Source organism: Alteromonas alvinellae (assembly GCF_902705805.1).
The window spans coordinates 14,126-40,571 of record NZ_CACSIH010000203.1 but is presented as its reverse complement, the minus strand read 5'-3'; the positions used below and the strand labels follow the sequence as shown (position 1 = coordinate 40,571).

The window sequence follows — 26,446 nt, the reverse complement described above, 5'->3', positions numbered from 1 at the left end:
ATTGTCTTCAATTCGCCGCTTTCTAATTCTAACACTGATCAGCGCGCTTGTTTTAGTGATATTTAGTGCAGCACTTAAAGGCTACCGCGCAACGCTGGGTATATCGAATACCTTGTTAGATAACGAATTAGTTGAGCTATCCCGCGCAATCTCTTACGTAGATAGCGGCACCCGCACACAGCAACAGACACTTTTCTTCCAAGTATGGAAACATGGTAAGCTGGCCAGCTCATCTACTGACGCGCTAAGCACGCCATTAACCAGCTTCTCCGAGGGCTTTTCTGAAGTAAACGCACTGGGTACACGCTGGCGGGTACATACCCGGTTTAACCCGAATAATGATAGCTGGTATATGGTGGCTCAACCCGTAAGTAGTCGCTTCACTTTAACTGACTCGCTAACTGTAGCCGCCATCACCCCTTTTATAATTAGTGTGCCTATTCTTGCATTCATTCTCTTTTTTGGCATTACTTGGGGACTATCGCCGTTAAAACACCTATCAAAACTCCTTGCCAGCCGACAGGGTAATGATTTTTCTACCTTTGCGTTATCCCGTGAGCCCAGTGAACTTAGCCCTGTTGTTAGTACGTTAAACACTATGTTCACGCGACTAAATTCAGCGTTCGAACGAGAGCAGCAATTCGCATCAAACGCAGCGCATGAGCTTAGAACTCCGCTCAGCGTGATGAAAATAAACATTCACAATATAGCGAACGAGTTAGGTGAAAAAGGCCACGTGTTAGCTCCCCTTAAAGCAGACACTGACAGAATGATCCACGCGGTAAATCAATTCCTTTTGCTTACTCGCACCAGCCCAGAAACGTTTGCAGAACAGCGAGAACCTGTAAATGTGCACGTGGTCGCGCAAGAGGTAATTAGTGACCTATACGGCGCTATTGAAAATAAAAACCAAGAGATAGCACTGGAAGGAGAAGAGGCCTGGTTGCTAAGTTCTCAATTTGTCCTTTACACCTTGCTTCAGAACTTAGTGAGCAATGCGAGTAAATACTCGCCTAGCGGTGCACAAATAATAATTAGGATTGAACGACGGAAAGACGAGCTTATTTTAAGCGTATGCGATTCTGGGCCAGGCATCCCTGCTGACCAGCGCGCTGTCGTGCTAAACCGGTTCAAAAGAGCATCTAACAGCTCCCCTCACTCGGGAAGCGGCTTGGGGCTAGCCATTGTAGAACAAATCGTTGTATTACACGGGGCTGAGCTCTCTTTAGATGAAAGTTCGCTCGGGGGATTAGAAGTTAGGGTGGCATTTTCCAATGACTACATACTCTAAGATTTCTTTATTCTGCTTTTCAGCCCTTTGTGCATTTTATACGCCCCTTGCGTTCGCCTTACCTGAAGTGGTGGTGGAAATTAAAGAGCACTTATTCTTTCCTCAGGAAGTGATTGTGCCTGCAGGGCAAAAAGTAAAGCTAACCTTTGTCAATTTCGATGATACTCCCGAAGAAATAGATAGCTTTTCGTTGAACAGAGAAAAAGTGATATTTGCGAAAAGCCGAGGGACCATCTTTATTGGCCCATTAAAAGCCGGTGAGTATCCTTTTTTTGGCGAGTTTCATCCTAATAGCGCCGTAGGAAAGGTAATAGTTAAAAACAAAGAGGACATGCTGGATGCTAATTAATACTGTCGTTCTCTTCTTGCGTGACACCTTGCCCATATTCCTGCTCATTAGTGTATTGCTGGCGCTGCCGCGTGTGTCTACGCTTGCCGTTGCGTGGCGGGTGTTGCTGCTGGTATTGCTCGCTGTATTTACCTACCCCAAGCTAGGACTGGTATCGCAGCTATCAGAAGGTGCCGGATTTGAGTATCTCAAATCAATACTGTTTTTTATTGCGTGGTTGGGTATGTGCCTTGTTGTACTTTTGCCGTCACGTATCTCAAATAGGTTCAGTCTAGGCCTCACCCTGCTAGTAATAGGTATTGGCTTACCCAATTCGCTGCACTTTTTAGTTTATTTTGTTTCCGAGTTATCACGTAATAGTGATAGTACGTTATTGCTCTTGGGCACTATTATTGGTCTGGGTATAAGTATTAGCATCGCGATTCTACTTAATATTTTGCTCACCCATTTTGTTAGCAAGCGAGCAACATACTTTTTTGCAACCACATTTGTGGCAGCTCAAACCGCTAATATCGCATTACTATTGGAACAAACTGACACCTTCCCATCGCCAAGGCAGCTATGGGATAGCAGCACAATAATTAGCGACAATAGCGAATATGGTCATCTTCTGAATTCTCTCGTTGGCTATGAGGCTACGCCCTCGACGAGCTATTTATTGGTGTTTTTCTTCGCACTTATCGTGCCTAATTTAATTGCTTTCTTTTCTTCAAAAAAGAGATTCTCTGATGAAATTCAGGAGGTCGCACAGTGAGACGTTTTCTCCTTACTGCTATCGCATTATGCGCCGTGTTTTCAAGTAACGGTTATGCAGATAATTTTACCGTAGATAAGGTTTATCACCCTTATGTATTACCCTTTGAACGTGAGTTTGAGTGGCGACTTACCTCAAGACAAAATGACGATGGCAATGTTTTAATGCAACGCTTCTCATTCGGCCATGCACTTTCAGAATTTATGATCCTCGAGACATACCTTGTCGGTGCGCGGGATGAAAATGAAGATTTTGGCTTAGAAAGCTACGAAGTAGAGTTACGCTGGATGATGACTGAACAAGGGCGATACTGGGCTGATTGGGCAACGCTGTTTGAGCTGGAAAAGCAGCACAATACCGATGACTGGGAAGTTAAAGCGGGGATATTAACAGAAAAAGAATTTGGCCAATTCAGTTTAACAACTAACGTTAGCTTGGTGTACGAGTGGGGTCAAACTGTTGAGAATGAATGGGAAAGCGAATTTAAAGCCAAGTTTAGGTATCGCTGGATCCCTGAAGTACAACCTGGATTGGAAGTGTATGTAGCAGAGGATTTTACCGGGGTTGGTCCAGCATTCATGGGTATAAAACGCTTTGACCGACAAAAGCAGTTAAAATGGGAACTGGGCTTTATTGCCGGACTAAATGGTGACAGTAAAGATCACACACTTCGCATGTCGTTGGAATACGAATTTTAATGCAAGTTTGCACTTTAGCGCCTAACTTAAGCTTTCCTTAAGGTTCAACATTTAAAGTGCACGTCATTCGATGATTTACCAAATATTCTTATGCACCAGTTTGACGTCAGTGTTGTTTTACCTGCTAAAAATGAAGCCAAAAACCTTTCTGCTTTGTTACGAGAAATTGCAGAAGTGGTTCCAAGTACAACGACAGAAATTATTGTTGTTGATGACGGTAGCAGCGACGACTCCCTATCCTTGCTGCATAACCTTTCAAGCACCTTGCCGGTAAGTTGTCGTGTCATCGTCCACCCTATGAGCTGCGGTCAAAGCACTTCGGTTTTTCACGGCGTTTTACAGGCAAAAGGAAAGTGGATCATCACCCTTGATGCTGACGGGCAAAACGATCCTGCTGATATACCGCGACTTATTCGCGCAGCTAAAGACACTAATACAGTGCACTTCTGCGTTATCGGACATCGTAAAAAGCGAAAAGATACCCCGTGGAAGCGATTTCAGTCTAAAGTTGCCAATCGTGTTCGCCAGTGGATCCTGCAGGACGACACACCAGACACGGGCTGTGGCTTGAAACTCCTCCCAAGAAGTACCTTTTTACTTTTGCCCTACTTCGACCATATGCACCGATATATTCCCGCTTTAACTAAAAGGCTTGGGGGAGAAGTGGTATGTGTATCGGTTAATCATCGCGCGCGCTTAGAAGGTAAATCAAATTACACAGCGTGGAATCGTGGCTGGGCAGGGATCATCGATATGCTTGGCGTCAGATGGCTAATGTACAGAAACAAACTTAATCACATTGCCAGCGGAATTGGTCATGAAGACTAATCTTCGCCGCCTCAAAAGCTTCATACAGTTTTTCATCGGGGCAGCAAGCATCGCGCTTATCTGCTATGTGTCGCTTGAGGTCACTGGTGAAGTATGGAAGCACGGTGATGATACAGATTGGTTGAATGCCTATATTTCAAATTTAAATTGGCAATCGCTGTGCATGATACTGAGTGGTTGTGTTGTACTTTTAACCATGGGTTTTCCCCGTCAGGCTGTCAGTTTTTTTTGCGGAGTGGGCTTTGGCGCATTGCAGGGAGGATTAATTGCCTTGTTGCTAACGGTATTGTCAGCATGTATAGCCTATGCATTAGCAAATGGCCCTCTGCGCTCACTTGCCGTCCGTCTTTTAGGTACAAGATTAAAGCCTGTTGAAAACAAACTGGCCAAACGCAGTTTTCGCAATGTGCTAATTGTTCGTTTATTCCCTGTTGGCTCCAACCTAATCACAAACGCCGTCGCAGGTGTGCTAAGCGTTCCGTTTGTCCCGTTTATTGCTGCAAGTGCAATCGGCTTTGCGCCTCAAACTTTTTTATTTACCTTGCTTGGAAGCGGTTCTCGATTTGTCAGTTCCCTCGAACAGCCTTTACAAATTGGTGGCTTAATCATTAGCCTTCTTCTACTTCTATCCTTATCAGGCATTGCTCGTAGGAGTGAGCCGTCGTGAGGCTTATGCTTAATTCAAATAGCCATGCCTCTACCCTGTTCTTTTTTGCCTGTGCTCTGATATTTGTTGGTCTGGGTTTCAGAGATGCTTGGCCCCCCGATGAGCCTCGATTCGCATTGGTCGCAAAAGAGATGGTGAACAGCGGACAGTGGCTTGTGCCCATGCGCGGTGGCGAAATTTATCCAGACAAGCCCCCTGTGTTTATGTGGTGTATTGCCTTCTTTTACCTTATTACGGGTAGCCTAAAGGTGGCTATGCTCCTGCCTAACGCTATCGCAAGCCTTGTCACTTTGGGGTTAACCTACAAGCTATCGCTAAGACTTGCCAATGAAAAAGCGGCAATGTTGAGTATGCTCGTACTTCTACTGAGCCCTCAGTTTCTTATTCAAGCCAAATTCGCTCAAATAGATGCCCTTGTCGCCTGCTTTATTTGGATTGGCGTCTACGGACTCATTCAGCACTTTTATGTGCATGTTAATTGGCGGTGGTACTTTGCAGCATGGTTCTTTATGGGGCTTGGGATCATAACCAAAGGCGTTGGCTTTTTACCTGTTCTTTTATTTATCCCCATTGCATTTTTCGCATTTACCAGCGGCTCACATCGCGGCAAGTGGTCATTGGGCATGTTGTTTGGCCCCTTAATCATGCTATCAGTTGTGGCGATGTGGCTTGCACCTCTGCTTTATCTTGGTTTGATAAAACAAGAGCCTCAAATACAACAATACTTGTCGAACATTTTGTTTAAACAAACGGCTGAGCGATATGCCAATGCCTGGCACCACATAGAGCCCTGGTATTACTATATTGTTGAAGTTATTCCTGTATTTTGGATAACTCCAATTGCCATACTTGTATCAAAAGCTAAGTCGTTAAAAAATGTACTTACTCACAACCCCGCTTACTCATCCTTGTTGATATGGGTAATATTGGTTGTCATTTTCTTTAGTATCAGCCCAGGTAAACGTGGTGTTTATGTGCTACCGGCACTGCCTGCGTTGAGTATGCTTGCAGGTCTGGTACTTGCGAATTCGACTGTATCAAGAGGATTGATGCTTTTTGCGCGCGCAGTTACTTCGTTAATCTCTGCCGTTTTATTGATTGCTGGCTTAGCACTGCTTTTTCACGAGCCCACCGCTGTTAAGCTTATGACGCGCTTTGACAGCGACAGCGAAACCCTTGTTCGTTTAAGCATTGTATTACTTGTACTCGGTTTCGCTGGGCTTTGTACTCATATTGTCTACTATGTTTACAATAAAAAGCGCAACGCAGGGGATGGAGAATTACTCGCCCGCCAATTACTGGCATGGCTTTTCATTTTAACTGTAATTCCTTCCACATTCGGTGCATGGCTGCTAAACGACTACCGTACTCCCCGTATAGTCCTTCAAAATGCAGAAAGCCAAATAAGTAATATGTTGACGAAGGATTCAACTGCCTTCGAGGTAGGGATAGTCAGCTTTAAAGAACAGTATTTGCTTTATTCACCCTTTGAAATGGCTCATTTTGGTTACCATACTCCGAAAGAAGTAGAAAACGGTACAGCGTGGGCTTGGTTGACCGATACTTCCGAGCCTTCCCGCGAGCAGACAAAGATTTCAGGCCAGCGGGTTAGACCTCCAATACGTCAACGCTTTCTGTTAGTTCCAAGTGACTACAAATTTCAGTGTGTAGACTTATCACAAGCCACTTCACTGGGCGTAGCCCACCGTGACGAATGGTTATTGCTTCCTGCCACTGCTGCGAACGCTACCTGTGATTTACCGGCTAACGGCCCAGTTTTTAATAGCTATGACGGCTCAAGCGATTAATTAGCTTGGGCGTTCTTAACATTTTGGACTGACATTTGTAAAAGTTTTTCCCACTTAAGGTTCTCTTAAGGTCTCGCGTAAATACTCATAACATCGCAAAACCAATGAGCATGTTTATGAGTCACGTTTTAGCTTCAGTTCCAACCCAGATTGCTAGTCAGCAATCTGCGATTGTCTCAAAGGAAAAGCCCGCTATAACCTTTATCGCGGCAAAACATGGACATAATGCCCGCCGCCGTATTGAAGCGTTTATAGCGAGTGGTTTTAAAGCTCGCTACAACGCACGAGTGACTTCCTTTATGCCTATGCTGTTTGCTCTTGACGCTAAGGGAGTTAAAGCCGCCGCAGGCGCAAGATTTGCCGCCTATGATGGTCAGTATAATTCTCTTTTTATAGAGCAATACCTTAACACTTCGGTAGAAACTGCCCTCACCTTACAAGGGATAACAGTAAACAGAGCGCATATTGCTGAAGTTGGTAACCTTTTTAGCAGTGCATCGCGCTATACCCTCCCCTTGTTATTTGCCCTGTTCTTCGTTTTAAAACGATGTGGTAGCAAATATCTGGTTTTCAGTGCGACCTCACAGCTCACCTCTTTACTCATGGGCGCGGGTATTCAACTCCTCCCCCTTGTTAAAGCCGATGCGTCAAAACTTAAAGGGAATAGCGATGACTGGGGCACCTATTATGACACCGCTCCTCAGGTTACTGCCCTGTCGCTACATCACGTAACCCAACACATAATTGGCTGCCCTGAACTTAATGCTCATTACCAACGTGCAATTGAGCTTATTTCCGCAAATGTGGATGCGTTAACGCAAAATATCTGCACAAAAAAGGAAACAGCGTATGTTGCTTAATCAGTATATAAACGGGCACGACGATGACGTTGCGCTGAAATGCAAAGACGGTTCAATGACTTACCGCGCCCTTTTGAGCGCCGTCGAGAGCCTCGCAAGCTGGATAACAAACCACAATGCCGAGAGGGTGGGCATTGCCTTTGACAATAGCTTTGCATGGGTGATTGCTGATTTAGCCTGCCAACAGGCTAACGTCTGCTGTGTCCCCGTTCCGCTATTTTTTACCGCTTCCCAACAAGAACATGTATTAAATGAGAGCCAGTGTCACTTTTTATTGACCAATCGCGGTGGTGAACTAAGTGAATGGAGTGAGTCACCGACTGTTATTGATAGCGAACACGACATTGTCGCTCATCCACTCAAACATGACTCTCGTGTATACACACCTGTAGGTACTAATAAAATAACCTTTACTTCTGGCTCTACGGGCTCACCGAAAGGCGTGTGCCTGTCAACTGAATCTCAATGGAAAGTTGCCCATTCTATTGAGCGCGCTGTTCAACCAGAAATAGTGAACCACCTGTGTTTACTGCCATTGTCTACCCTACTTGAAAATATTGCAGGTGTTTACGCCCCTCTGTACCACGGCGGCACGGTTTATTTAGCCACGGCATCTGAGCGCGGATTTCAAGGAAGCAAACTCGTCAATCCAAACGCACTGCTGTCACTGATAGACCGTGTTCAACCAACGTCTGTGATCTTGGTGCCCGACTTGCTAATGGTGCTAGTACAGGCATGTAATCAGGGCTGGACACCACCTTCATCACTAATGTTCATTGCTGTTGGCGGTGCACATGTAGCGCCCACTTTGCTGGCGCAAGCTCAAGCGAAGGGACTACCAGTATTTGAAGGTTATGGCTTATCTGAAGCGGTATCAGTATCAACATTGAACACGCCCAATTGCAATACGATGGGCAGTGCCGGAAAAACGCTTGGTCATAATCAACTGCACATCGAAGAGGGTGAAATTGTAGTTACAGGCAACCACTTTCTGGGCTATCTGAATCAACCTTCCTCATTTTATCCGACCCAGGTCAGAACCGGCGATTTAGGCTTTTTTTCTGACAACACACTTACGCTGAATGGGCGTATAAAAAACATAATGGTGAACAGCTTTGGCAGAAATGTATCGCCAGAGTGGATTGAATCTTTATTGCTGGGAACGGGACTGTTTAGGCAGGCTTTGGTGTATTGCGAAGCTAAACCCTACTGTGTCGCGCTCCTCGTACCCGCTTCCAATACTATTTCTAATACACAGATTCAAAGCACCGTGGCGCTTATCAATAAGCAGTTACCTGACTATGCGCAAGTTGTTAATTTCGCCACCATCGGTCTTTGTACGCCAGAAAACCAACTGCTTACCCCAACGGGAAAACTGAAACGTGACGCAATAATTGCCCGCTACGCGACTGACTTAGACATGCTCTACCAGGGCCAAGACCAACACCAGTACAGCGTTCAAAGTACAACAGCATTTTCTTCTCAATTTGTTATCAAGGAATAATTTATGAACTTCTATCAGCAACTTCAAAGCAACACCGAACATGCCAGACAGTCATTCTTACAGGCGCCGATTATACAACGCTGCTTTAACGGTGATTTTAACCTAAACGACTATATTGCCTTTCTTCAACAGGCTTATCATCACGTTAAGTTTACTGTTCCCCTGCTTATGGCTACAGGTGCCAAACTCAACGAAGATAAGGAATGGCTAAGAGAAGCAATTGGTGAATACATTGAAGAAGAAATGGGTCACCAAGAGTGGATCCTTAACGACCTTGCAGCCTGTGGCGTTGATAAAGAACAGGCGAGGATAAGTCAGCCTGCACCCGCCACCGAATTAATGGTTGCCTATGCTTTTGATGCAATAGCACGCAAAAGCCCACTGTATTTCTTCGGCATGGTATTCGTTTTAGAGGGCACAAGTATTGCGCTTGCCGACGCGGCTGCAAAACAAATCAAAGACAAGTTATCTCTGCCTAAATCAGCGTTTAAATACCTTACCTCTCACGGTGCGCTAGACCAAGAGCACATTGTTTTCTTTGAAGGGCTTATGAACAAAATTACTGACCCCAAAGAGCAGCAAATGATCATTCACAGCGCGAACATGTTTTATCGCTTATACGGAGATATCTTTCGCGAATTAACACCTGAACACGGCTTGGAACAGGTTGCTTGAATTCAAGGGTTTACCTCTGGTGCTTATCCCCCGAGGTAAATTGATAACACGTTAAGGTAAATACAATGAATATTCAGTGGCGTAATCAAGTGGTACTTCTTACAGGTGCAACTGGCGGTATTGGTCAAGCAATAGCCAAGGCGCTTGATGAAAAAGGCGCGCACATTATCCTAACTGGCAGAAGTAAGGCGAAGCTAGAACAGCTGCAACAAAATTTAACCCTTCATCATACTGCCATTGTGGCTGACATTACGTCAGATGAAGGCAGAGATAGAGTAGTAAGTGCCTGCCAACGACTTCCTTTAAGTATTCTGGTTAACAATGCTGGCATTACCTATGTGGGCGAGTTTGAGGGCACCCCAATCGAGTCAATTGTGTCGACAAATATGCTGGCTCCGATGCTACTAACCCAACGCCTACTGCCGTTACTCGAACGTAGACCGTCTGCGCACGTCGTGAATGTAGGCTCAGCTTTTGGAAGCATAGGTTTTGCTGCGCACGGAACCTACTGCGCAACTAAATTCGCTTTGAAAGGCTGGACGGAAGCGATGCACAGAGAATTCAGCGATAGCAAAATTAAATTTCACTATCTAGCGCCACGCGCAACGCGTACCGACATAAATGACGATCGCGCTAATGCGCTAAATGAGGCATTGGGCAACCAGACAGACGAGCCTGATGCAGTAGCGCAAGCATTCATTAAACAGTTAGAAAACAATTTGCCAAGGGTCGCGCTCGGACGTGCTGAACGCTTTTTTGCCAAGCTTAACGCGCTAGTTCCTAGTGTTGTTGACAATGCGTTGGCAAAGAAACTTCCAACAATTAAACGCTATGCCTTTCAAAAAACGCAATCACAAGACAAACAGACCAGCGCTCAAAACGAAACCCGTCTGGGTAACAAGCTGGTTTAACACGAGGACATTATCATGAAGAAATTAACCACGCTTAGCACCACGGTAATTCTGGGACTCGGTTTGGCATTAAGTCACACTGCTATGGCTCAAGCTAACGAAGTCACAGAAAGTACAGCGCCGACATCAGCCTTAAGCGAAACGGCTACCAGCCCTTTAAAGATACTTCAGCATCAATGGGCACATATTAACTATGAACTTGATGATGCAGAAAAGGAAAAAGCATTCGTCGCCCTTATTAATACCGCTAAATCTTTCGTAAAGGCGGAACCCAATAACCCTGAGTTATTGATTTGGCAAGGCATAATTCAATCCAGTACAGCCGGTGCCAAAGGGGGACTTGGTGCTCTGGACTACGCAAAGGATGCTCGTAAGAGTTTCGAACATGCAATGCGACTAGATGAAAATGCACTCTCGGGCTCAGCGATGACCAGTCTAGGCGTGCTGTACCATAAGCTTCCGGGTTGGCCTATTAGCTTTGGTAACGACAAAAAAGCTGAGAAATTGCTGAAGCATGCACTTGAAATAAACCCTGACGGGATAGACCCCAACTATTTCTACGCCGAGTACTTGTTCGATAATGGAAAATACGAGCAAGCTCTCAAGTTTGCCAAGAAAGCGCTCGACGCCCCAGCGCGCGCTGATCGTCCTATTGCAGATTCAGGTCGCAAAAGAGAGATCGCTTTATTGGAAGCGAAAATAGCGAGAAAAAGTTAGTCACCCTAAAGGTATACAGGGAAAGGCAATGCTCTTATTGCCTTTCCATTTTCAACAAGTATTAGATTTTCGCTGCAAATACCGTTAGATTAGCCGCCGATTCAACGATAATTCATGAAATTACTAACAATTTCGTCGAGTTATCTCGTTTATTCCTAACTACCTCTATCTTATAAAGGCGACTTTTCATGCAGAAAAAGAATTTCTTCTCTCCTTTTCTATTCATCCTTATTACTACGTTGTCGATATCTACGGTTCATGCAAACACCCCTGATTTACTACCGTTACAACACGCGTGGGCAAAAACGAACTATGAGCTTGAAGGTGAAGCCCAATTAGAGGCATTTTCTGCACTGATTGCGCAGGCGAAAGTGTTAGTCGAGCAATCAGAAAATAGCGCTGAAGCACTGACCTGGCTAGCTATCTCTCAATCAAGTACTGCAAGTGCGAAAGGCGGTTTAGGTGCCCTGGACTTTGCTGAAAGTGCGAAGGAAAATTTAGAACGTGCCATTGAAAAAGAGGAAGCGGTATTAGAGGGGACGGCACTCACTGTATTAGCGGCACTTTATCATAAAGTACCAGGCTGGCCAGTTAGCTTTGGAAGCGATAAGAAGGCAAAACAATTATTTAAGCGTGCATTAGAAATTAACCCAGAAGGTATGGACCAAAACTTCTTTTATGCTGAGTTTCTTTTCGACGATGGTGAATACGAAGAAGCCCAAGGGTTCTTAATCCGTGCTCAAAACGCCCCTGAAAAAGCCAACCGCCCTCTAGCCGATAAAAAACGCAGAGAAGAGATTGCTATACTTCAGTCAAAATTGGATAAAAAAGTATAGTATCATTTGCTTTATGCGGGGTTATCGCGTGTCGCTTATGAATTCGAAATAAGCAACATCCCCGCTTTTTGCGTGTAGAAAGGTGAATTTAACGCCTTTCTACATAAAAAGCGCATACATAGGTGGCACTTATCCTCATGTATAAATTGTAAACAGTTCTCATTCGGTATCAGCACTCCTATTATGAAAGAAAAAAGGAGTGGCCCAATGCCTAAAATCCCACGTTCCTCAGACAACGACTATACCGATGACATGAGCCGAACACGCCGCGAATTCATTGCGCGCGAGACCGGCACTCAGCTAAACCACTTAGGACACTATTCCATACCGCCCGAAACCTTATCGGGAAACATAGAAAACTTCGCCGGCGTTGCACAGGTGCCTATTGGCTTTGCAGGCCCAATGCTAGTGAACGGAGAGCATGCCAAAGGTGAGTTCTATGTGCCAATGGCAACAACAGAGGGCACCTTGACCGCCAGCTACAGTAGAGGCATGCGCTTAACAAGAGAGGCTGGGGGCATAACTACCACAGTCATTGACGATGCCATGCAGCGAGCGCCTATGTTCGCGTTTTCTAACGCAAGAGAAGCCCTCGAATTTGGCAAATGGGTTGAGCAAAACTTTGAAGCCATCAAACGCGCCAGTGATAAAACCACCAGCGTGGGCAAACTAAGGGATATCGAGCAGTACGCTGCGTCTAAGCTTCGCTGGCTAAGATTCAATTTCACCTGCGGCGATGCGGCAGGTCAGAACATGGTAAGTAAAGCCACTAAAGCGGGTTGTGAGTGGATACAAGCGAACTACCCACGTCCTATCGAGCACTTTGTACTAGCCGCTAATCTTGATACCGATAAAAAGCACTCTCACTTAAACTCGCTGCATACCCGCGGAAAGCGCGTTGTAGCAGAAATAACCCTGCCAAAAAAACTAATGACTGACATTATGCATTGCCCGCCAGAAGCATTATTTAAACAGCGCCAGTATTCAAATATGGGCGCACTAATGGCAGGTAGTGTTAATAACGGCGCACACTTCGCTAACGGCATCACCGCCATGTTTATCGCTTGTGGGCAAGATGTCGCTAATGTGGCTGAGTCGTCGGCGGGGTTTACCTACGCTGAAATTACGCCAAATGGAGACTACTACTTCTCTGTTACTATTCCATCGTTAATCGTTGCTACATACGGTGGTGGAACCGGTTTAGCTACACAAAACGAATGTTTAAGCGTACTTGGCTGCACAGAAAGGGGCAGCGTAAATAAGTTTGCGGAAATTGTCGCTGCGACCGTATTGTGTGGCGATCTGTCGCTGGGTTCTGCAGTCGTCGCAGACGAATGGGTAAGCAGTCACGAGCGACTGGGTAGAAACCGTTAAAGTTTTTTAAACCTGCCACCTAACGCTTAGCAATGCAGTTTGAATAAACTGTGCGCTACTGAAGAAGGTAAGTAAATTCTGTATAGAGAAATTATACAGCAGGCATGCTAGGGCGCGTAACAACAAAGTACGCGCCTATTCCCATAAATAGACCTATGCCTATGTAAGCTGGAATAGGCATTGATGCGAACAGGCAAACCAGAATAAAGCTCACCAATATACTGCAACACGCTATGCATTTCACTTTTTTCGAAATTGCACCATGTTTTCGCCACGCAACAAGACTGGGGCCATATTTAGGGTGTTGAAGTAACCAGTTTTCAAGGCGCGGTGAAGATTGAGTAAAACAAAAAAGCGCACCTATCAAAAATACCGTGGTCGGCATAACAGGTAAAAACGCGCCTATAATGCCAAGAAGCGTTAAAAACAGCCCCAGTGTAGAATACAGTATTTTTTTCATAAAACGGTTACGCCCAATTCAGTCCAACTCCTTGGTAAGTGTCATGACCTAACACCAGCGACACATCCTTCCAATATGCCAAATTTATACTCAGATATTAGATCAAGTGGATCTACATTGCTTTGTCGTAAATCAAACCTACCTTATAACCATACGCCAAAATAATGAAGTTTCCATCTACATTGGTCTAATTATGAAAACTAACCATAACGCGTAGTAACGTTTAAAAAATCCACTACACGCTTTGTGGTAGGTAAACTTATGGGGAGTGAATTAACGGAGAAAGCTGTTAGTTAGCAAAATGTCAGTTCACTTAACATTTAAAGACGAATATTCTTTGACCTGCTGCCACAGCGCTTCCATTTCATCAAGCGTCAATGCGTCGAGCTTGTCGCCCTGTTCAGCCGCTAAGCGCTCTACGCCTTTAAAACGGTTAGCAAACTTGTTACTGGCGTTTCTAAGTGCGGTATCAGCATCTACCTTGCAATGTCTTGCCAAGTTAACCATGGCAAAAAGTGCATCACCAATTTCTTCTTCAATTGCTTGTTGGTTGTCGGGCACGCCACTGTTTAAAGGTACAACACCAGTCTTCAGTGCCCCTTGTGCTCGCTGTTTGAAATCCAGCTCTTGCTGAATCTCTTCCACTTCCTCACGCACTTTATCTATGACAGGTGCGGCATCAGGCCAATCAAATCCTACCTTTGCACAGGCTTTCTGCAGCTTTTGCGCGTACATAAGTGCTGGCATACCTTTTGGGACGCTATCTAGAATACTGGTTTCTATTGCGTCGTTTTGCTTTAAACGCTGCTTTTTAAGCTGCTTTTCTTGGGCTTTGATAGCATCCCACTGCGCGTTTAAAGCACTGTCGTTCAATTGGGTACGTTCGACCGTGACGTTTTCATTTGTATCGCTGACACCTTCAGATGCAAGCGCGTTCGCAAACACATGAGGGTGGCGACGCACGAGCTTATCACTAATGCTTTTCGCCACATCGTCAAAAGAAAATGCACGCGATTCACTGGCTATCTGTGCGTAGAACACCACTTGAAACAGCAAATCACCCAACTCATCTTTAATGTCGTGCATATCACCATTGGCAATAGCATCGGCCACTTCGTAGGCTTCTTCTATGGTGTAGCGAGTTAGGCTTTCCATGGTTTGTTTTACATCCCACGGGCACCCAGATTGCGGGTCGCGCAGCTGCGCCATAATTTTAAGCAGCCGCTGCATTTCGCTAAGCTTAGCTTTGTTTGCGTTTTGCATCGGTCACGCCTTTAAGCTGTCGCAATCGGGTTAACACTTTAGACACCGTATCGAGGTCCTGAACCTCTATCGAAATAGTGATAAGCGCCGTCTGTCTATTTTTATCACTTAGGCTGTTCACGCCTAGAAGAGGCACGTTTTCATTCGCCAATACCGTAGTAATATCGCGCAACAGGCCAGTTCTATCGTGACAAAATATATCAATACCCGTCTCAAAACCTACTTTAAGCTCTTGTGACCAATTCACTTCTATCTGACGCTCAGGGTGCTGTGACAACAAGTGTTGCAGCTGGTCGCAGCTTTCTTTATGAACGCTTACACCACGGCCTTGTGTGATATAGCCTAAAATCGCTTCGCCAGGAACCGGCTTACAGCAGTTCGCCAGCTGGCTCATTAAATGCCCCACGCCCTGCACCACCACTGCATCTTTTTTGCCTGATCCGGCCGCAGTTTTGCGCGTTTTAACCTTAGGACTAATTTCGGGTTCTGGAGCTGGCGGCTCCTGCAAGTGATGAATAAAGTTAATCACCTGCATAACGCGCACATCACCGGCACCTACCGCAGTGTACAAGTCATCGAGGGTCTGTAAGTTAAACTTCTCAAATGCCTCATTAGGTACTTTGGCAGGCAAGTGGGCACGCTGAAGTTCGCGTTCTAGCAGCTCTTTACCAGCAGCAAGGTTTTTGTCTCTGTCCTGCTTTTTAAAGAAGGAATGGATAGTGGCACGCGCCCGTGATGAATGTACATAGCCAAGACCTGGGTGCATCCAGTCGCGACTTGGGTTTGGCTCTTTTCCGGTAAGTACTTCTATCTGATCGCCACTTTGCAGTAAATAAGTGAAAGGGACTATTCGCCCATTCACTTTTGCGCCAATACAGCGATGGCCTACATTGCTGTGAATATAGTAAGCAAAATCAAGCGGTGTAGCACCTTGGGGAAGGTCAATAACATCGCCTTTGGGTGTGAACACATACACCCTATCGTCAAACACCTGGCTGCGAAGTTCTTCAACCAAATCGCCAGACTCAGCCACTTCCTCTTGCCACGCTAGTATGCGACGAAGCCAGTTTATGCGCTCGTCATAGCCTGACTGCTTGCCCGTACTGCCCTCTTTATATTTCCAGTGAGCAGCCACACCCAGTTCTGCATCCTGATGCATTTTTTGCGTACGAATTTGAATCTCAACCGACTTCCCTTCAGGCCCCACAATAACGGTGTGAATAGACTGGTAACCGTTAGGTTTGGGGGTTGCGATATAGTCGTCAAACTCGTTAGGTAAGTGCTTATAGCTGGCGTGAACCGTGCCAAGCGCGGCGTAACAATCTTGAAGTCGCTCGGCAATAATTCGCACCGCACGAATATCAAAAAGCTGCTCAAACGTAAGGCGCTTTTTCTGCATTTTTTTCCAAATGCTGAATATGTGCTTGGGACGGCCGTAGACCTCTGCGCGAATTTCTTCGCTATCAAGCAAGCCTTGCAAGTCGCCTACTATGGTTTCTATATACTCGGCGCGCTCTCTGCGCTTACCATCTAATTGTTTTGCAATTTGTTTGTAGGTGATGGGGTGTAGATAGCGGAACGCAAGGTCTTCCAGCTCCCATTTTAACTGGCCTATGCCCAAGCGGTTTGCCAATGGCGCATAGATGCTGGCGCACTCGCGGGCCACCATAACGCGGGTTTCTTCATCGGCTTTCTTAACCTGCTGCAATGCACAAATGCGTTCTGCCATTTTGATCACAACAGCACGCACGTCTTCTACCATCGCCAACAGCATGCGGCGAATACTGTCGATATGCTGTTCGTCTGACTTTTCGGCAAAGCTAGAGCCATTCACTTTACGCGCATGTAACGATTTAATGGCATCCATTCGGCGCACGCCAACGATTAGATCGCGTATTTCCCCGCCGAATTCTTCATAAATATCGTCTTCACTTAAGGCGTGCTGTTCGCAATATGGAAAAACCAGGGCCGCCTGAAGCGTTGCATCATCCATATTAAGCTGGCATAAAATTTCGACCATTTCCTGACCAACCAACAGTCGCTCTGGAATAGATGACACTGCACTTAGTTTTTCTTTTGTTTCTGCACTTAACTCAAGGCTATCTAACCACGCTTCAAAGGGTGGTCGGTCGGCTTGGTGGACCTTTCTTGTCGATACCATATCCTTTACTCGTTACTGCTGCTTTCGCGTAAACAAGGCCATCATTTCCATGTGATGGGTGAAGGGGAACATTTCTGCTACGCCCGCTTTTTCCATTTCATAACCTCCGTCTATCAACACCTTCGCGTCTCTAGAAAACGTACTTGGGTTGCAAGAAACATACACTATCGTTTTTGGTAGTGCTTTTACAAGCGCATGACAAACGGTCAACGCCCCTTCTCTTGAGGGGTCTAGTAGTACCTTATCAAAGCCCAGCTGCAATGAAGCCTCGACGTTGGTCTTATCAGCCAAATCTAAATGCAGCCACTCTACATTTTCAATGCCCTGTTGCTGTGCATTGTCTTTGGCGCGGCGCACCATCTCTGCCACACCTTCTACCGCCTGAACCTTTGCACCTAACTTAGCAATAGGTAGAGTAAAATTGCCCAGCCCGCTAAACCAATCGGCGATACGTTCGTTGGGCTTTGGGTTTAGCCATCCTATTGCCTGATTAACCATTTTTTCGTTAACCACTTTATTTATTTGAATAAAGTCGTTAGCGCTAGGTGAAATTGAGCAGCCATTTACCGTGTTCATCACCATATCAGTACCACAACCCACACTGCGAATTTGCCCTTGCTTATTTTCAAGCTTTAATTCAATTTCGTAGCCGTTAACCGATGAACTCGTGTTCACCAATTCACTCACTGCATCAATCAGCTCAGCTTCAAGGGCTTTGGTGTGTTTAATAACAAGGTGCGAAGTGTTGTCGCCTGCAATAAGGCTGATATGCCCAATATGACGCGCTGACTCGAACCCTGTAAGCACATCTCGTAAAGGGCCAATAAGTTTAGATAGCGGGTCGACCAGTATTGGGCAGGTTTCGACATTAATAACGTTATTGCTATTTGCTTCACGGAAGCCTAACTTAATTTGATTGGGGTTGCGGGCATCTATAGCCAGCCTTGCTTTTCTGCGATATTGAGGGCGCGGCCCTGCTAAAGGTGCTTGCCAAATGTCTGGCTTCATTGCAAGGTGACGTTCCATCATCACTTTAAGAGCACGGTCACGTTGCACAAGGGCAGCGTCGGGCTTTATGTGCTGTAGCTGACACCCACCACATACATCAAACACAGGGCAAAAAGGCGCTTGTCTTTCATCACTTGGCGAATGAATGTTTGTTGCCTTGGCGTTAATGACTTTCTTTTTGCTAGATAGCACCTCTATGTCGCAGCTTTCTCCCACAAGGGCACCTTCAACAAATACCATAGGATTGCCGCGCACTACGCCATTGCCCATCCAGTCTAAATCTTCAATGGTGACCGTGTTAGGTTTTCGACTTTCACTGGTACCAGCTGCTTTTTTGCTTTTCCCAAATCGAAGTCCTGCGACCTGCGCGTTGGCTCTGGCATTCCCTTTTTTTGAAGCGCCACGCTCAGTAAGCGACGTTTTGCCTTTTTGCTTGCTACGAGATTGTTTAAAAAGGTTTGCCAAGTGTGACTCCGGTTACTTGCTTTACGTCGTTTGATGTTAGTAGAGGTTTTTGCGCGCGCTCACCAAATAGAAGTCGCCCACGTGGGTTAGGGGCAGTTGCTCTATTCAGATTCTAGTATAACGGTGGCGACAGCATAATGCTGCTCATCTGAAATACTGACCACGCTTCGCGTGATACCTCGGTTTTTGCACATTGCAGCAAACTCGCCAGAAAAATGAAGCTCTGGCGCACCTAAATCGTTATTGCGCACTTCTATATGCTGCCAGCTGATCCCGTTTCCAATCCCTGTACCAAGGGCCTTCACTGCCGCTTCCTTGGCGGCAAAACGTTTGGCTAAGAAGCGAACCGGCGTACCGTGCTCGCTGAACTGCTGCCACTCGGCAGGCGTAAGTACTCGCTTGGCTAAGCGTTCATTAGCGCCATCGCCTTTACCAAGTCGCGCTATCTCTACAATGTCAGTACCTAGCCCTGCAATCGCCACGTTATCTACACCCTTTTGAATCTAAGGTTAAATGCCCGCTCGTGCTTCTAGCATAAGTTTACGCATATCAGCTACAGCCGTATGAAGGCCATCGAACGCGGCGCGAGCTATGATAGCGTGGCCAATATTAAGTTCGATTAACTGAGGGATAGCCGCAATAGGCTTAACATTGTGATAGTGCAAGCCGTGACCTGCATTTACTTTAAGCCCTAAGCTATCGGCGTACTCGATACCTTCAACTAAACGCGCTAGCTCTTTATGCTGCTCTTCTTCGCTGGTAGCTTCTGCGTATTGTCCGGTGTGAATTTCGATGTAAGGGGCGTTACATGCTGCGGCCGCGTCAATTTGCGCTTTGTCGGCATCAATGAACAACGACACCAAAATGTTCGCATTAGCGAGTCGCTCGCACGCCGCTTTGATGTTTTCAAAATTCCCTGCCACATCAAGACCACCTTCGGTAGTCAGCTCTTCGCGCTTTTCTGGTACTAAGCAACAAAAAACAGGCTTTACTTCTTCTGCAATTGCCAGCATTTCATCAGTTACTGCCATTTCCAGATTGAGTCGAGTATTGATCGTCTGCGCTAAAATGCGTACATCGCGGTCTTTAATGTGACGGCGGTCTTCACGTAAATGAACCGTTATGCCGTCTGCACCTGCGCGCTCTGCAATATCCGCTGCATGTACTGGATCTGGATAATGTGTACCGCGCGCATTGCGTAGCGTTGCGATATGGTCGATGTTAACGCCTAATAAAATCGTGCTCATTTCACCACCTAGCCTGTAAGAGCGATAGAAGAGGGCTGCTCTTCCTGTTTAATACGTTGCTTTAAGGGTAAAAATACCCTTTTAAGGAAAGTCGCAATTGTAGCAAATTTTTTTGTAGAACGTGCTGTTTAAGCGTTTGAGTTAAGAGAAAATAATTTAATGCTTTTACCGCGGTTTGGGCATAAAAAGCTCGCGGCTTTTAAGTGGCTTGTCACCAATTAACGGTTTCAGCAAGTCCCGGCAAAGCACCTTAGCCACTTTTTTACTAAGCGGCGTAAATTCCCCCCGTGACAAACTAAGCAGCGCTTGTCCAGGAAAGCCTCGCATACCGCGGGTCCCTGCCATATCGTCAGGCAGTCGCACAAACCCTGCGTCTATATGAAAATGATAGCTACCGGTTTCTTCTATGGGCAATTCATATTCGACGTCGGTGGTGAAGTCGGGTAACAGCCCCATTTCGTCAAGCAGTGCAAATTCGAACTGACGTAAGGTCACTTCTATGTCGCTTTCATCGCGAAGAGACAGCAGCGCATTTTCATAAGCATTGTGAACGCCATCGCTGGCAAGCCCTGCCGGCATAACGCGATTAGTTAGCTCGTTAACGTACATGGCGCAAAATAACGCCGTGCCCACTAGGTTGATAGAAGGCGAAACGCTTTCAACGTGACGTAAGTTCTTTAACTCTGACTTTCCGCTTAACTGTAAACGTAGATGCTGAAAAGGTTGAAGCAGGCTTTTCTTGTCAGATTTACTATTCTTCACCCCTTTCGCTACCGCACTAACACGCCCTTCTTCTAGGGTAAAAAAGTCAACAATATAGCTGGTCTCCCTGTAAGGGCGTCTATGCAGTACATAGGCATTTAACCATTCATTATTCATTGTTGCTCACTGTGTGTTAATTGTTGTCGAATTGGTGCCTGTGGCAACGTTAATATCAGCTGCGCTTAATTCGTACCACTTTCATGGTTTCAAACTCAATGCCAGCCAGATCTTCAACGTGGCGATAATAGGTTACGTTCACCCGCGCGCCTTTTAAGCTTTGGTATTGCTGTTTGCGCCGGTAGATAAAAGGGACATCAATGCCTTCTAGCATAATGGTGTGGCGTACCCAGTCGCTGTCTTTCTCTTCTCGCTGAACGTGAGAAATCACTTTAGCATTGTCGGTTTGATTCAGCTGACTGTGCTTTTCCACCAGCTTTTGTCTTTCGCTTTTCACCCTTGCTCCTTTTCCACTGCTTACACTTATTGCTTACTAGGCTTATCGTCATCGCCTGCGTGTGAACTCGCTGCTAACGCGCTTCTATTTGCTCCACAATAAGTTGCACGGTTTCCTGACCGCGAAACACATTGATATCAAGTCGATAGGCAATATGTACACGCTTAACCGTGGCATTCGGCCATGATTTTAAATCGACGTTAAACGCAATAGCATCGACCTCGTTAGCACCGTCACTTTTCAACACCATTTTTAGGTGCTTTTGGCCAACTAAGCGCTGGTCAAGTAGTGCAAATTCACCATCGAATAGTGGTGATTCAAAGCCCTGTCCAAACGGACCTGCTTGACGCAGTAAATGCGCAAAGGGTAAACACAGCTCTTTCGATGACAAGTCACCGTCGGAAAGTAAAGCATGATTTCCATCAAGCTTTGCCATGTGCGCACGCGCAATATCAACAAAAGCCCGCTCGAAGTCTTGAAGCTTAGCTACGGGCAAGCTCAATCCAGCGGCCATGGCATGCCCGCCAAATTTTTCGATAACGCCAGGGTAGCGCGTATTAACTTCATCAAGTACATCGCGAATGTGCACGCCGGGAATTGAGCGTGCCGAACCTTTAATGATCTCGTCGTCTTGATGGGCAAAAGCAATAACAGGCTTAAGATATTTCTCTTTCAAACGCCCTGCCACAATACCAATAACTCCCTGGTGAAAGTCTTCGCGATAAACCACCAGCGCGCTTGGCATATCGCCTTCATCCAGCGCCATTTGCTCTAGCACGGTTTCTGCTTGCGCTTTCATGCCGGTCTCAATTTCACGGCGTTCTTTATTAAGCGCATCGAGTTCCGCAGCGATCATTCGCGCTTGAATGGTTTCATCTTCCAACAAGCACGCAATGCCTTGGGACATGTCGTCTAATCGACCCGCGGCATTAAGCCTTGGCCCAACCACAAAGCCTAAGTCAGTTGAGGTTAAGTGAGCGCAATCGCGATTCGCTACTTCGACCAATGCTTTAATGCCAGGTCGACACTTACCCACCCGAATGCGCTGAAGGCCTTGATGAACTAAAATTCGGTTATTTTTATCAAGCACGACTACATCGGCCACGGTGCCAACCGCAACAATATCAAGTAGCGACGCTAGGTTTGGTGGCGCTACTCCCGCTTTTTCAAAATGCCCTTGCTGCTGTAACTCGGCTTTAAGTGCTAGCATGATGTAAAAGGCAACGCCAACCCCAGCCAAATTTTTAGAAGGAAATTCACAGCCAGGTTGGTTAGGGTTTACTATCGCATCAGCGGGAGGTAGAACATCACCTGGCAAATGGTGATCGGTAACAACAACCTGCATTCCCAACGACTTTGCATGGGTTACACCGTCAATACAGGAAATGCCATTGTCCACTGTGACAATAACCTCTGCCCCCTGTTTGGCAGCTTCATCCACAATAGGCACGCTAAGGCCGTAACCAAAGTCAAAACGATTAGGTACAAGAAAATCAACGTTGTGATAGCCCATGGCTCGAAGCGCCAATATACATACCGATGTACTGGTTGCTCCGTCGGCATCAAAATCGCCCACAATAATAATACGTTTATTTTGCACAACAGCATTGGCGAGAATTTGCGCGGCCTGCGGCATCCCCTTCAAGACATTGAAGTGGGTTAGTCCTTTTAGACCATTCTCCAAGTCATCTAAATTCGCAATATTACGACCGCGATAAATTCTATCGATAACAGGATGTAAGTCGGAACTAAGCGAGGCGCCGGTAACCTCACGGCGAACAATAGGCAAAATCATGAAATACCACTAACCAATACTGTAAATGCAGTTGTCGATGTCAGTTCAAATAGGCTTTAAATAAAAAGACTGGAGTCGGGACACTTGATAATTAGTGCAGATTCCAAGTGAACGCCCGTGTGAACTACAAAGCAAAACTGTACGAAAAAACGCTAGAAATTATGAGGACGAATAATACCGCAGAAAACAAAAAAACGCACAAAGCGTGCGTTTTTATCATATTTAAGGTTAAGGACTGAATGGCTATTCAGCTTCCTCTAATGCTTTAGCAAGCAACGCCGCTGGCTGATAACCAGGAATCAATGAACCGTCTGGCAATATGATATTTGGCGTTCCGTTTACGCCTAATTTTTGACCTAACATGTACTGCTCTGCTACTTTATTTTTACAGCTTGCGCTAGCTACGTCATTACCCGCTTTCGCTTTAGTCAACGCTTTTTGCGGATCTTTCGCACACCACACCGACACCATATCGTTGTAGTTTTCACTGTTTAACCCAGAACGTGGAAACGCAAGATAGTGTACTGTAATGCCCGCATCATTGAGTTCATCAATCTCGTTGTGAAATTTACGGCAATAGCCACACGTAATATCGGTAAATACGCTTATTTCATGCTTTTCGTTTTTGGCCTTAAACGTAATAGACGATGATTCCATCTCTTTTACGCCTTCTTTGCGCAGCCCAGATAGTGCCAGCTCTGTTTCGTTACGCATCTCTTCATCAATGTTAAAAACACGAGCCTGAAGCAGATACTGCCCGTTTTCACTTACGTAAAATAAACCGCGGTTTGTTGATACCTGAACCAGCCCTGATACTGGAGAGTCAGCAATGGTTTCTACATCTAACCCTAGCATTGAGGTTAATTTATCACGGATAGCCGCTTCATCAGCCGCGTGCGCACTAAGCCCTAATAGAGAACCTGCCGCAACTACACTGGCTAACAATACTTTCTTTACTGCTTTCACTAAATACTCTCCAATTTGCCTAATAAGCTTGTTTGTTCTTACAGGCCTGATGTGCGCTTGCTTGTATAGGTATCTTTCGACTTAAAGCAATCGCTAAAAATTTTTACACTCATTATTTCCAGACCGTAAAACTTAGCAAAAAATTGCACTACTGACGCTAACTTTTACTGCTCTGCGTACTTATTACGCCACAAATAATAGCTAAATGAATATGAGTAAACGATTTGGCCAATATACTTCACCGTTAATTTAACGCGTTAAACCAATGCGTTTACCCTCAAAGATTTTCTTAAAAAAGCTCTTGTTTGAGTATCCTATCACACACCTTTTCATTTACGACATGTCTTAGCTGAGTCTCGTCGTGTCCAAAGACCAATTTGTAGCATTCTTTTTTCAGTTCTTATATTAGCCACGAGGGTGATGACTATGAATAAGCGTTTGAAGTCGCTCTGTTGCTACATGGGTGTATATTTGAGTCGTTGACAAATCGCTGTGCCCCAACAGCATTTGTACAACGCGTAAATCAGCACCGTGATTCAAAAGGTGTGTCGCAAAGGCATGACGCAACGTGTGGGGAGAAAGGTGCTGCTCAATTCCCGCTTTCACCGCATAGTATTTAATGCGATGCCAAAATGTTTGGCGCGTCATTTTCTGTCCACGCTTACTCAGAAAAACTACGTCAGAAGTTTTTGTTGCAAGAATAGGCCGCGCGTTTTTTATATAAGTTAATAACCATTCTATTGCTTCTTCACCAAGGGGCACTAAGCGCTCTTTATTCCCTTTACCCACAACCCTAACTACGCCTTGCTGAAGACTTATTTGATCCATTGTTAACCCAATAAGTTCACTTACACGAAGGCCAGTTGCATAAAGCACTTCAAGCATGCTCTTGTCCCGACACTCAATAGGGTCGTCGGTAAGGGGGGCATTTAGCAAATCTTCAACTTGTTGCTCACTGAGTGAGGAAGGCAAAGCTTTGGGTGTTTTCGGATTAGACAGCGCGGAAACTGGGCTATCAACGCGAACCTGCTTACTAATTAGGAATACGAAAAACGCCCTTATAGCGCTAAGCGCCCGCTGTGTGCTGCGTGTGGAGAGCCCCTTGTCGTGTCGATAAGCTAAATAATCCTGAAGCTGCTCAGTGGTCAGCACTGCGATATCTTTTACGCCTTGATTGTTGCTAAAAATAGCAAGCTTAGTGAGGTCGGTGCGATAGCTTTGCTGTGTATGCTCTGATAACCCTTTTTCAAGCCAAAGCATCTCAATAAAGCCGTCAATATGTGCCTGACTCGCTGCAGGCACATAGGTTAGCTCACGTTCAGTTTTTGCCATTTAAAAGTCACGCTTTTGCTTAATCAGTTCATAGGCTGATTGAATATCTTGTGCTTTCTTTTTGGCAATCTCCATTGCCTGTTCAGGCAGCCCTTTAGATACCAGCTTATCTGGGTGATGCTCAGACATGCGCTTCCTGTAGGCACGCTTTATCGTCTTTTCATCGTCAGATGCCGACACGCCTAATATCCGATAGGCATCATCTAAACTTTGCTGTTCTGAGTAGGCTGATTGGCTGTGCTGACGTTGACCTGAGTGAGAGCGTTGCCCTGCACCTGAGTGTGCCCGCTGCCTGAATCGAATTTCAGCTTCGTACATTGAAATAAGATAATCTAAATCACGACGCCTAAAGCCCAGTGGCTTCGCTACTTTTTCAAGTACATTGTATTCTTCTTGAGAAAGCTGACCGTCGGCAAACGCGGCTTGAATAAGAATTTCTAAGAATACTTGAAGAATATCGCGCCGACCGTGGCTGGCATCATAGAAACCTTTCAACGTATCGACTAACGGAAAGTCTCGCGCTTTGCCTTCTCTAAATGCATCTTGCGCTTCGCGGCGTGCATCTCCAGTTAAACGCATCTCGTCCATTAACGCTGTGGCAATTTGAATTTCTCGGTCTGTTACTTTGCCGTCAGACTTAGCAAGGTGACCTAACGCGCTAAACAGGCTGTGAAAAAAAATTGCCTGCTGTTTTAAATTGTTTTGGTCGGTAAAAAAGCGCCCAAAACCGCCTAGCTGATTGAAATCTTGGCGGTAGGCTTTATCAAAAAAGTGGCCTATTAGTAAACCAAAGATAGCCCCAATTATGTGTTTGAAAAACATAAAGCCAAATAAGGCGCCGAGGATTTTCCCCCAAATTGACATCGCGTCATACTCCGTTGGTGCACTTTATAAAAAGTTGATGTTGCGTTTTCTAGTTCACGCCGTGCACAGCGTGTTTACCACATCATATCAAAAGCTTAAGTATATTAACCAGAGCAGCAGACAGTTTGGGTTTTTATCGTGCGCAAGGGGCTTAAAGAGCACTTACCAAAACTGATCACCCTAGCGACCAAATTTATGGTCTAGGCAAGGTGAAATCAAGCTACACTGCCCAATTTGTTTTGCTGTTTGATAAGTAATGTGTTTAAAAGTGCATTTTTTTGTCTGAATGGTTGGTAATTACGACAGAAGTGCTTAGAATTGAGCGCTTGAATAAAATAGTTATAGCTAGTGAACGCCCTAATTCTTTAACTAGAAGGTCAATCAAGGGGATGTAATC

The 26,446-nt window shown here is 45.6% G+C and carries 26 protein-coding genes; 14 read left to right on the top strand and 12 right to left on the bottom strand.

Annotated features, from left to right (window positions below):
• Position 1: 1 nt before the first annotated feature.
• From ACX5KA_RS14725 to ACX5KA_RS14660, 14 genes are all read left to right on the top strand, one after another.
• Complete coding sequence (locus tag ACX5KA_RS14725) at positions 2 to 1,291, top strand: sensor histidine kinase (protein ID WP_458731517.1); 1,290 nt, start codon at positions 2 to 4, stop codon at positions 1,289 to 1,291.
• On the top strand, positions 1,275 to 1,640 hold the full coding sequence (locus ACX5KA_RS14720) for a cupredoxin domain-containing protein (protein ID WP_239240137.1): 366 nt from the start codon (positions 1,275 to 1,277) through the stop codon (positions 1,638 to 1,640). The genes ACX5KA_RS14725 and ACX5KA_RS14720 overlap by 17 nt, the downstream gene beginning before the upstream one ends.
• Complete coding sequence (locus ACX5KA_RS14715) at positions 1,630 to 2,394, top strand: FTR1 family iron permease (RefSeq protein ID WP_239240135.1); 765 nt, start codon at positions 1,630 to 1,632, stop codon at positions 2,392 to 2,394. Before ACX5KA_RS14720 ends, ACX5KA_RS14715 begins: the two co-directional genes overlap by 11 nt.
• Positions 2,391 to 3,092, top strand: coding sequence for a hypothetical protein (locus tag ACX5KA_RS14710; RefSeq protein WP_283626961.1), 702 nt, complete (start codon positions 2,391 to 2,393; stop codon positions 3,090 to 3,092). The genes ACX5KA_RS14715 and ACX5KA_RS14710 overlap by 4 nt, the downstream gene beginning before the upstream one ends.
• Before the next feature lie 90 nt (positions 3,093 to 3,182).
• Positions 3,183 to 3,920 (top strand): glycosyltransferase family 2 protein, encoded by a 738-nt coding sequence (locus ACX5KA_RS14705; protein WP_283625827.1) that lies wholly within the window; start codon positions 3,183 to 3,185, stop codon positions 3,918 to 3,920.
• Positions 3,910 to 4,587, top strand: a complete 678-nt coding sequence (locus tag ACX5KA_RS14700) for a TVP38/TMEM64 family protein (protein WP_458731516.1) — start codon at positions 3,910 to 3,912, stop codon at positions 4,585 to 4,587. The genes ACX5KA_RS14705 and ACX5KA_RS14700 overlap by 11 nt, the downstream gene beginning before the upstream one ends.
• Positions 4,584 to 6,395 carry an ArnT family glycosyltransferase gene (locus tag ACX5KA_RS14695; RefSeq protein ID WP_202941149.1) on the top strand — a complete coding sequence of 604 codons (1,812 nt, stop codon included), beginning with the start codon at positions 4,584 to 4,586 and terminating at the stop codon, positions 6,393 to 6,395. The genes ACX5KA_RS14700 and ACX5KA_RS14695 overlap by 4 nt, the downstream gene beginning before the upstream one ends.
• A 116-nt stretch (positions 6,396 to 6,511) precedes the next feature.
• Complete coding sequence (locus ACX5KA_RS14690) at positions 6,512 to 7,255, top strand: thermostable hemolysin (protein WP_458731515.1); 744 nt, start codon at positions 6,512 to 6,514, stop codon at positions 7,253 to 7,255.
• Complete coding sequence (locus ACX5KA_RS14685; protein WP_458731514.1) at positions 7,245 to 8,759, top strand: AMP-binding protein; 1,515 nt, start codon at positions 7,245 to 7,247, stop codon at positions 8,757 to 8,759. Before ACX5KA_RS14690 ends, ACX5KA_RS14685 begins: the two co-directional genes overlap by 11 nt.
• 3 nt (positions 8,760 to 8,762) lie before the next feature.
• Positions 8,763 to 9,434 (top strand): TenA family transcriptional regulator, encoded by a 672-nt coding sequence (locus ACX5KA_RS14680; RefSeq protein WP_014975712.1) that lies wholly within the window; start codon positions 8,763 to 8,765, stop codon positions 9,432 to 9,434.
• 65 nt (positions 9,435 to 9,499) lie between these two features.
• Positions 9,500 to 10,345: an SDR family oxidoreductase gene (locus ACX5KA_RS14675; RefSeq protein ID WP_239245018.1), complete on the top strand. Its 846-nt coding sequence runs from the start codon at positions 9,500 to 9,502 to the stop codon at positions 10,343 to 10,345.
• A 15-nt stretch (positions 10,346 to 10,360) separates the two neighbouring features.
• Positions 10,361 to 11,062, top strand: coding sequence for a tetratricopeptide repeat protein (locus tag ACX5KA_RS14670; protein WP_168533657.1), 702 nt, complete (start codon positions 10,361 to 10,363; stop codon positions 11,060 to 11,062).
• 188 nt (positions 11,063 to 11,250) lie between these two features.
• Positions 11,251 to 11,898: a tetratricopeptide repeat protein gene (locus tag ACX5KA_RS14665; protein WP_458731513.1), complete on the top strand. Its 648-nt coding sequence runs from the start codon at positions 11,251 to 11,253 to the stop codon at positions 11,896 to 11,898.
• Between the two features lie 207 nt (positions 11,899 to 12,105).
• Positions 12,106 to 13,272, top strand: a complete 1,167-nt coding sequence (locus ACX5KA_RS14660; protein ID WP_458731512.1) for a hydroxymethylglutaryl-CoA reductase — start codon at positions 12,106 to 12,108, stop codon at positions 13,270 to 13,272.
• A 91-nt stretch (positions 13,273 to 13,363) separates the two neighbouring features.
• Here the strand turns inward: ACX5KA_RS14660 and ACX5KA_RS14655 are convergent, their stop codons facing one another.
• The 12 genes from ACX5KA_RS14655 to djlA all read right to left on the bottom strand — a co-directional run bounded on the left by ACX5KA_RS14655 (position 13,364) and on the right by djlA (position 26,049).
• Positions 13,364 to 13,732, bottom strand: coding sequence for a YbaN family protein (locus tag ACX5KA_RS14655; protein ID WP_458731511.1), 369 nt, complete (start codon positions 13,730 to 13,732; stop codon positions 13,364 to 13,366).
• Between the two features lie 309 nt (positions 13,733 to 14,041).
• The gene (gene mazG / locus ACX5KA_RS14650) at positions 14,042 to 14,995 is read right to left on the bottom strand and encodes a nucleoside triphosphate pyrophosphohydrolase (protein WP_458731510.1); all 954 of its coding nucleotides are present in this window, start codon (positions 14,993 to 14,995) and stop codon (positions 14,042 to 14,044) included.
• A complete protein-coding gene (gene relA / locus ACX5KA_RS14645) occupies positions 14,973 to 17,156 on the bottom strand; it encodes a GTP diphosphokinase (protein WP_458731509.1) in 2,184 nt (727 codons plus the stop codon). Before relA ends, mazG begins: the two co-directional genes overlap by 23 nt.
• A 12-nt stretch (positions 17,157 to 17,168) precedes the next feature.
• Complete coding sequence (gene rlmD, locus ACX5KA_RS14640) at positions 17,169 to 18,629, bottom strand: 23S rRNA (uracil(1939)-C(5))-methyltransferase RlmD (protein WP_039219708.1); 1,461 nt, start codon at positions 18,627 to 18,629, stop codon at positions 17,169 to 17,171.
• 101 nt (positions 18,630 to 18,730) lie between these two features.
• Positions 18,731 to 19,111, bottom strand: a complete 381-nt coding sequence (acpS, locus tag ACX5KA_RS14635) for a holo-ACP synthase (protein ID WP_014948318.1) — start codon at positions 19,109 to 19,111, stop codon at positions 18,731 to 18,733.
• 27 nt (positions 19,112 to 19,138) lie between these two features.
• On the bottom strand, positions 19,139 to 19,876 hold the full coding sequence (pdxJ, locus tag ACX5KA_RS14630; RefSeq protein ID WP_014975702.1) for a pyridoxine 5'-phosphate synthase: 738 nt from the start codon (positions 19,874 to 19,876) through the stop codon (positions 19,139 to 19,141).
• A 165-nt stretch (positions 19,877 to 20,041) separates the two neighbouring features.
• Positions 20,042 to 20,755, bottom strand: coding sequence for a DNA repair protein RecO (gene recO, locus ACX5KA_RS14625; RefSeq protein WP_039219713.1), 714 nt, complete (start codon positions 20,753 to 20,755; stop codon positions 20,042 to 20,044).
• Between the two features lie 55 nt (positions 20,756 to 20,810).
• A complete protein-coding gene (locus tag ACX5KA_RS14620) occupies positions 20,811 to 21,092 on the bottom strand; it encodes a hypothetical protein (RefSeq protein ID WP_333970583.1) in 282 nt (93 codons plus the stop codon).
• A gap of 73 nt (positions 21,093 to 21,165) precedes the next feature.
• Positions 21,166 to 22,887 (bottom strand): single-stranded-DNA-specific exonuclease RecJ, encoded by a 1,722-nt coding sequence (gene recJ / locus ACX5KA_RS14615; RefSeq protein WP_458731508.1) that lies wholly within the window; start codon positions 22,885 to 22,887, stop codon positions 21,166 to 21,168.
• Between the two features lie 243 nt (positions 22,888 to 23,130).
• Positions 23,131 to 23,853, bottom strand: coding sequence for a bifunctional protein-disulfide isomerase/oxidoreductase DsbC (gene dsbC, locus ACX5KA_RS14610; RefSeq protein WP_458731507.1), 723 nt, complete (start codon positions 23,851 to 23,853; stop codon positions 23,131 to 23,133).
• A gap of 405 nt (positions 23,854 to 24,258) precedes the next feature.
• Positions 24,259 to 25,185 carry a site-specific tyrosine recombinase XerD gene (xerD, locus tag ACX5KA_RS14605; RefSeq protein ID WP_458731506.1) on the bottom strand — a complete coding sequence of 309 codons (927 nt, stop codon included), beginning with the start codon at positions 25,183 to 25,185 and terminating at the stop codon, positions 24,259 to 24,261.
• Positions 25,186 to 26,049, bottom strand: a complete 864-nt coding sequence (djlA, locus tag ACX5KA_RS14600) for a co-chaperone DjlA (RefSeq protein WP_458731505.1) — start codon at positions 26,047 to 26,049, stop codon at positions 25,186 to 25,188.
• Positions 26,050 to 26,446 lie beyond the last annotated feature (397 nt).

Bases quoted from the DNA above. Each gene is read 5' to 3' on its own strand.
- ACX5KA_RS14665 (WP_458731513.1), top strand. From the start codon at position 11,251: ATGCAGAAAAAGAATTTCTTCTCTCCTTTTCTATTCATCCTTATTACT.
- ACX5KA_RS14705 (WP_283625827.1), top strand. From the start codon at position 3,183: ATGCACCAGTTTGACGTCAGTGTTGTTTTACCTGCTAAAAATGAAGCC.
- ACX5KA_RS14680 (WP_014975712.1), top strand. From the start codon at position 8,763: ATGAACTTCTATCAGCAACTTCAAAGCAACACCGAACATGCCAGACAG.
- ACX5KA_RS14655 (WP_458731511.1), bottom strand. From the start codon at position 13,732: ATGAAAAAAATACTGTATTCTACACTGGGGCTGTTTTTAACGCTTCTT.
- ACX5KA_RS14675 (WP_239245018.1), top strand. From the start codon at position 9,500: ATGAATATTCAGTGGCGTAATCAAGTGGTACTTCTTACAGGTGCAACT.
- ACX5KA_RS14715 (WP_239240135.1), top strand. From the start codon at position 1,630: ATGCTAATTAATACTGTCGTTCTCTTCTTGCGTGACACCTTGCCCATA.
- ACX5KA_RS14660 (WP_458731512.1), top strand. From the start codon at position 12,106: ATGCCTAAAATCCCACGTTCCTCAGACAACGACTATACCGATGACATG.
- recJ (WP_458731508.1), bottom strand. From the start codon at position 22,887: ATGATTTTGCCTATTGTTCGCCGTGAGGTTACCGGCGCCTCGCTTAGT.
- ACX5KA_RS14720 (WP_239240137.1), top strand. From the start codon at position 1,275: ATGACTACATACTCTAAGATTTCTTTATTCTGCTTTTCAGCCCTTTGT.
- ACX5KA_RS14690 (WP_458731515.1), top strand. From the start codon at position 6,512: ATGAGTCACGTTTTAGCTTCAGTTCCAACCCAGATTGCTAGTCAGCAA.
- djlA (WP_458731505.1), bottom strand. From the start codon at position 26,049: ATGTCAATTTGGGGGAAAATCCTCGGCGCCTTATTTGGCTTTATGTTT.
- ACX5KA_RS14670 (WP_168533657.1), top strand. From the start codon at position 10,361: ATGAAGAAATTAACCACGCTTAGCACCACGGTAATTCTGGGACTCGGT.
- ACX5KA_RS14685 (WP_458731514.1), top strand. From the start codon at position 7,245: ATGTTGCTTAATCAGTATATAAACGGGCACGACGATGACGTTGCGCTG.
- xerD (WP_458731506.1), bottom strand. From the start codon at position 25,185: ATGGCAAAAACTGAACGTGAGCTAACCTATGTGCCTGCAGCGAGTCAG.
- ACX5KA_RS14700 (WP_458731516.1), top strand. From the start codon at position 3,910: ATGAAGACTAATCTTCGCCGCCTCAAAAGCTTCATACAGTTTTTCATC.
- relA (WP_458731509.1), bottom strand. From the start codon at position 17,156: ATGGTATCGACAAGAAAGGTCCACCAAGCCGACCGACCACCCTTTGAA.
- mazG (WP_458731510.1), bottom strand. From the start codon at position 14,995: ATGCAAAACGCAAACAAAGCTAAGCTTAGCGAAATGCAGCGGCTGCTT.
- pdxJ (WP_014975702.1), bottom strand. From the start codon at position 19,876: ATGAGCACGATTTTATTAGGCGTTAACATCGACCATATCGCAACGCTA.
- recO (WP_039219713.1), bottom strand. From the start codon at position 20,755: ATGAATAATGAATGGTTAAATGCCTATGTACTGCATAGACGCCCTTAC.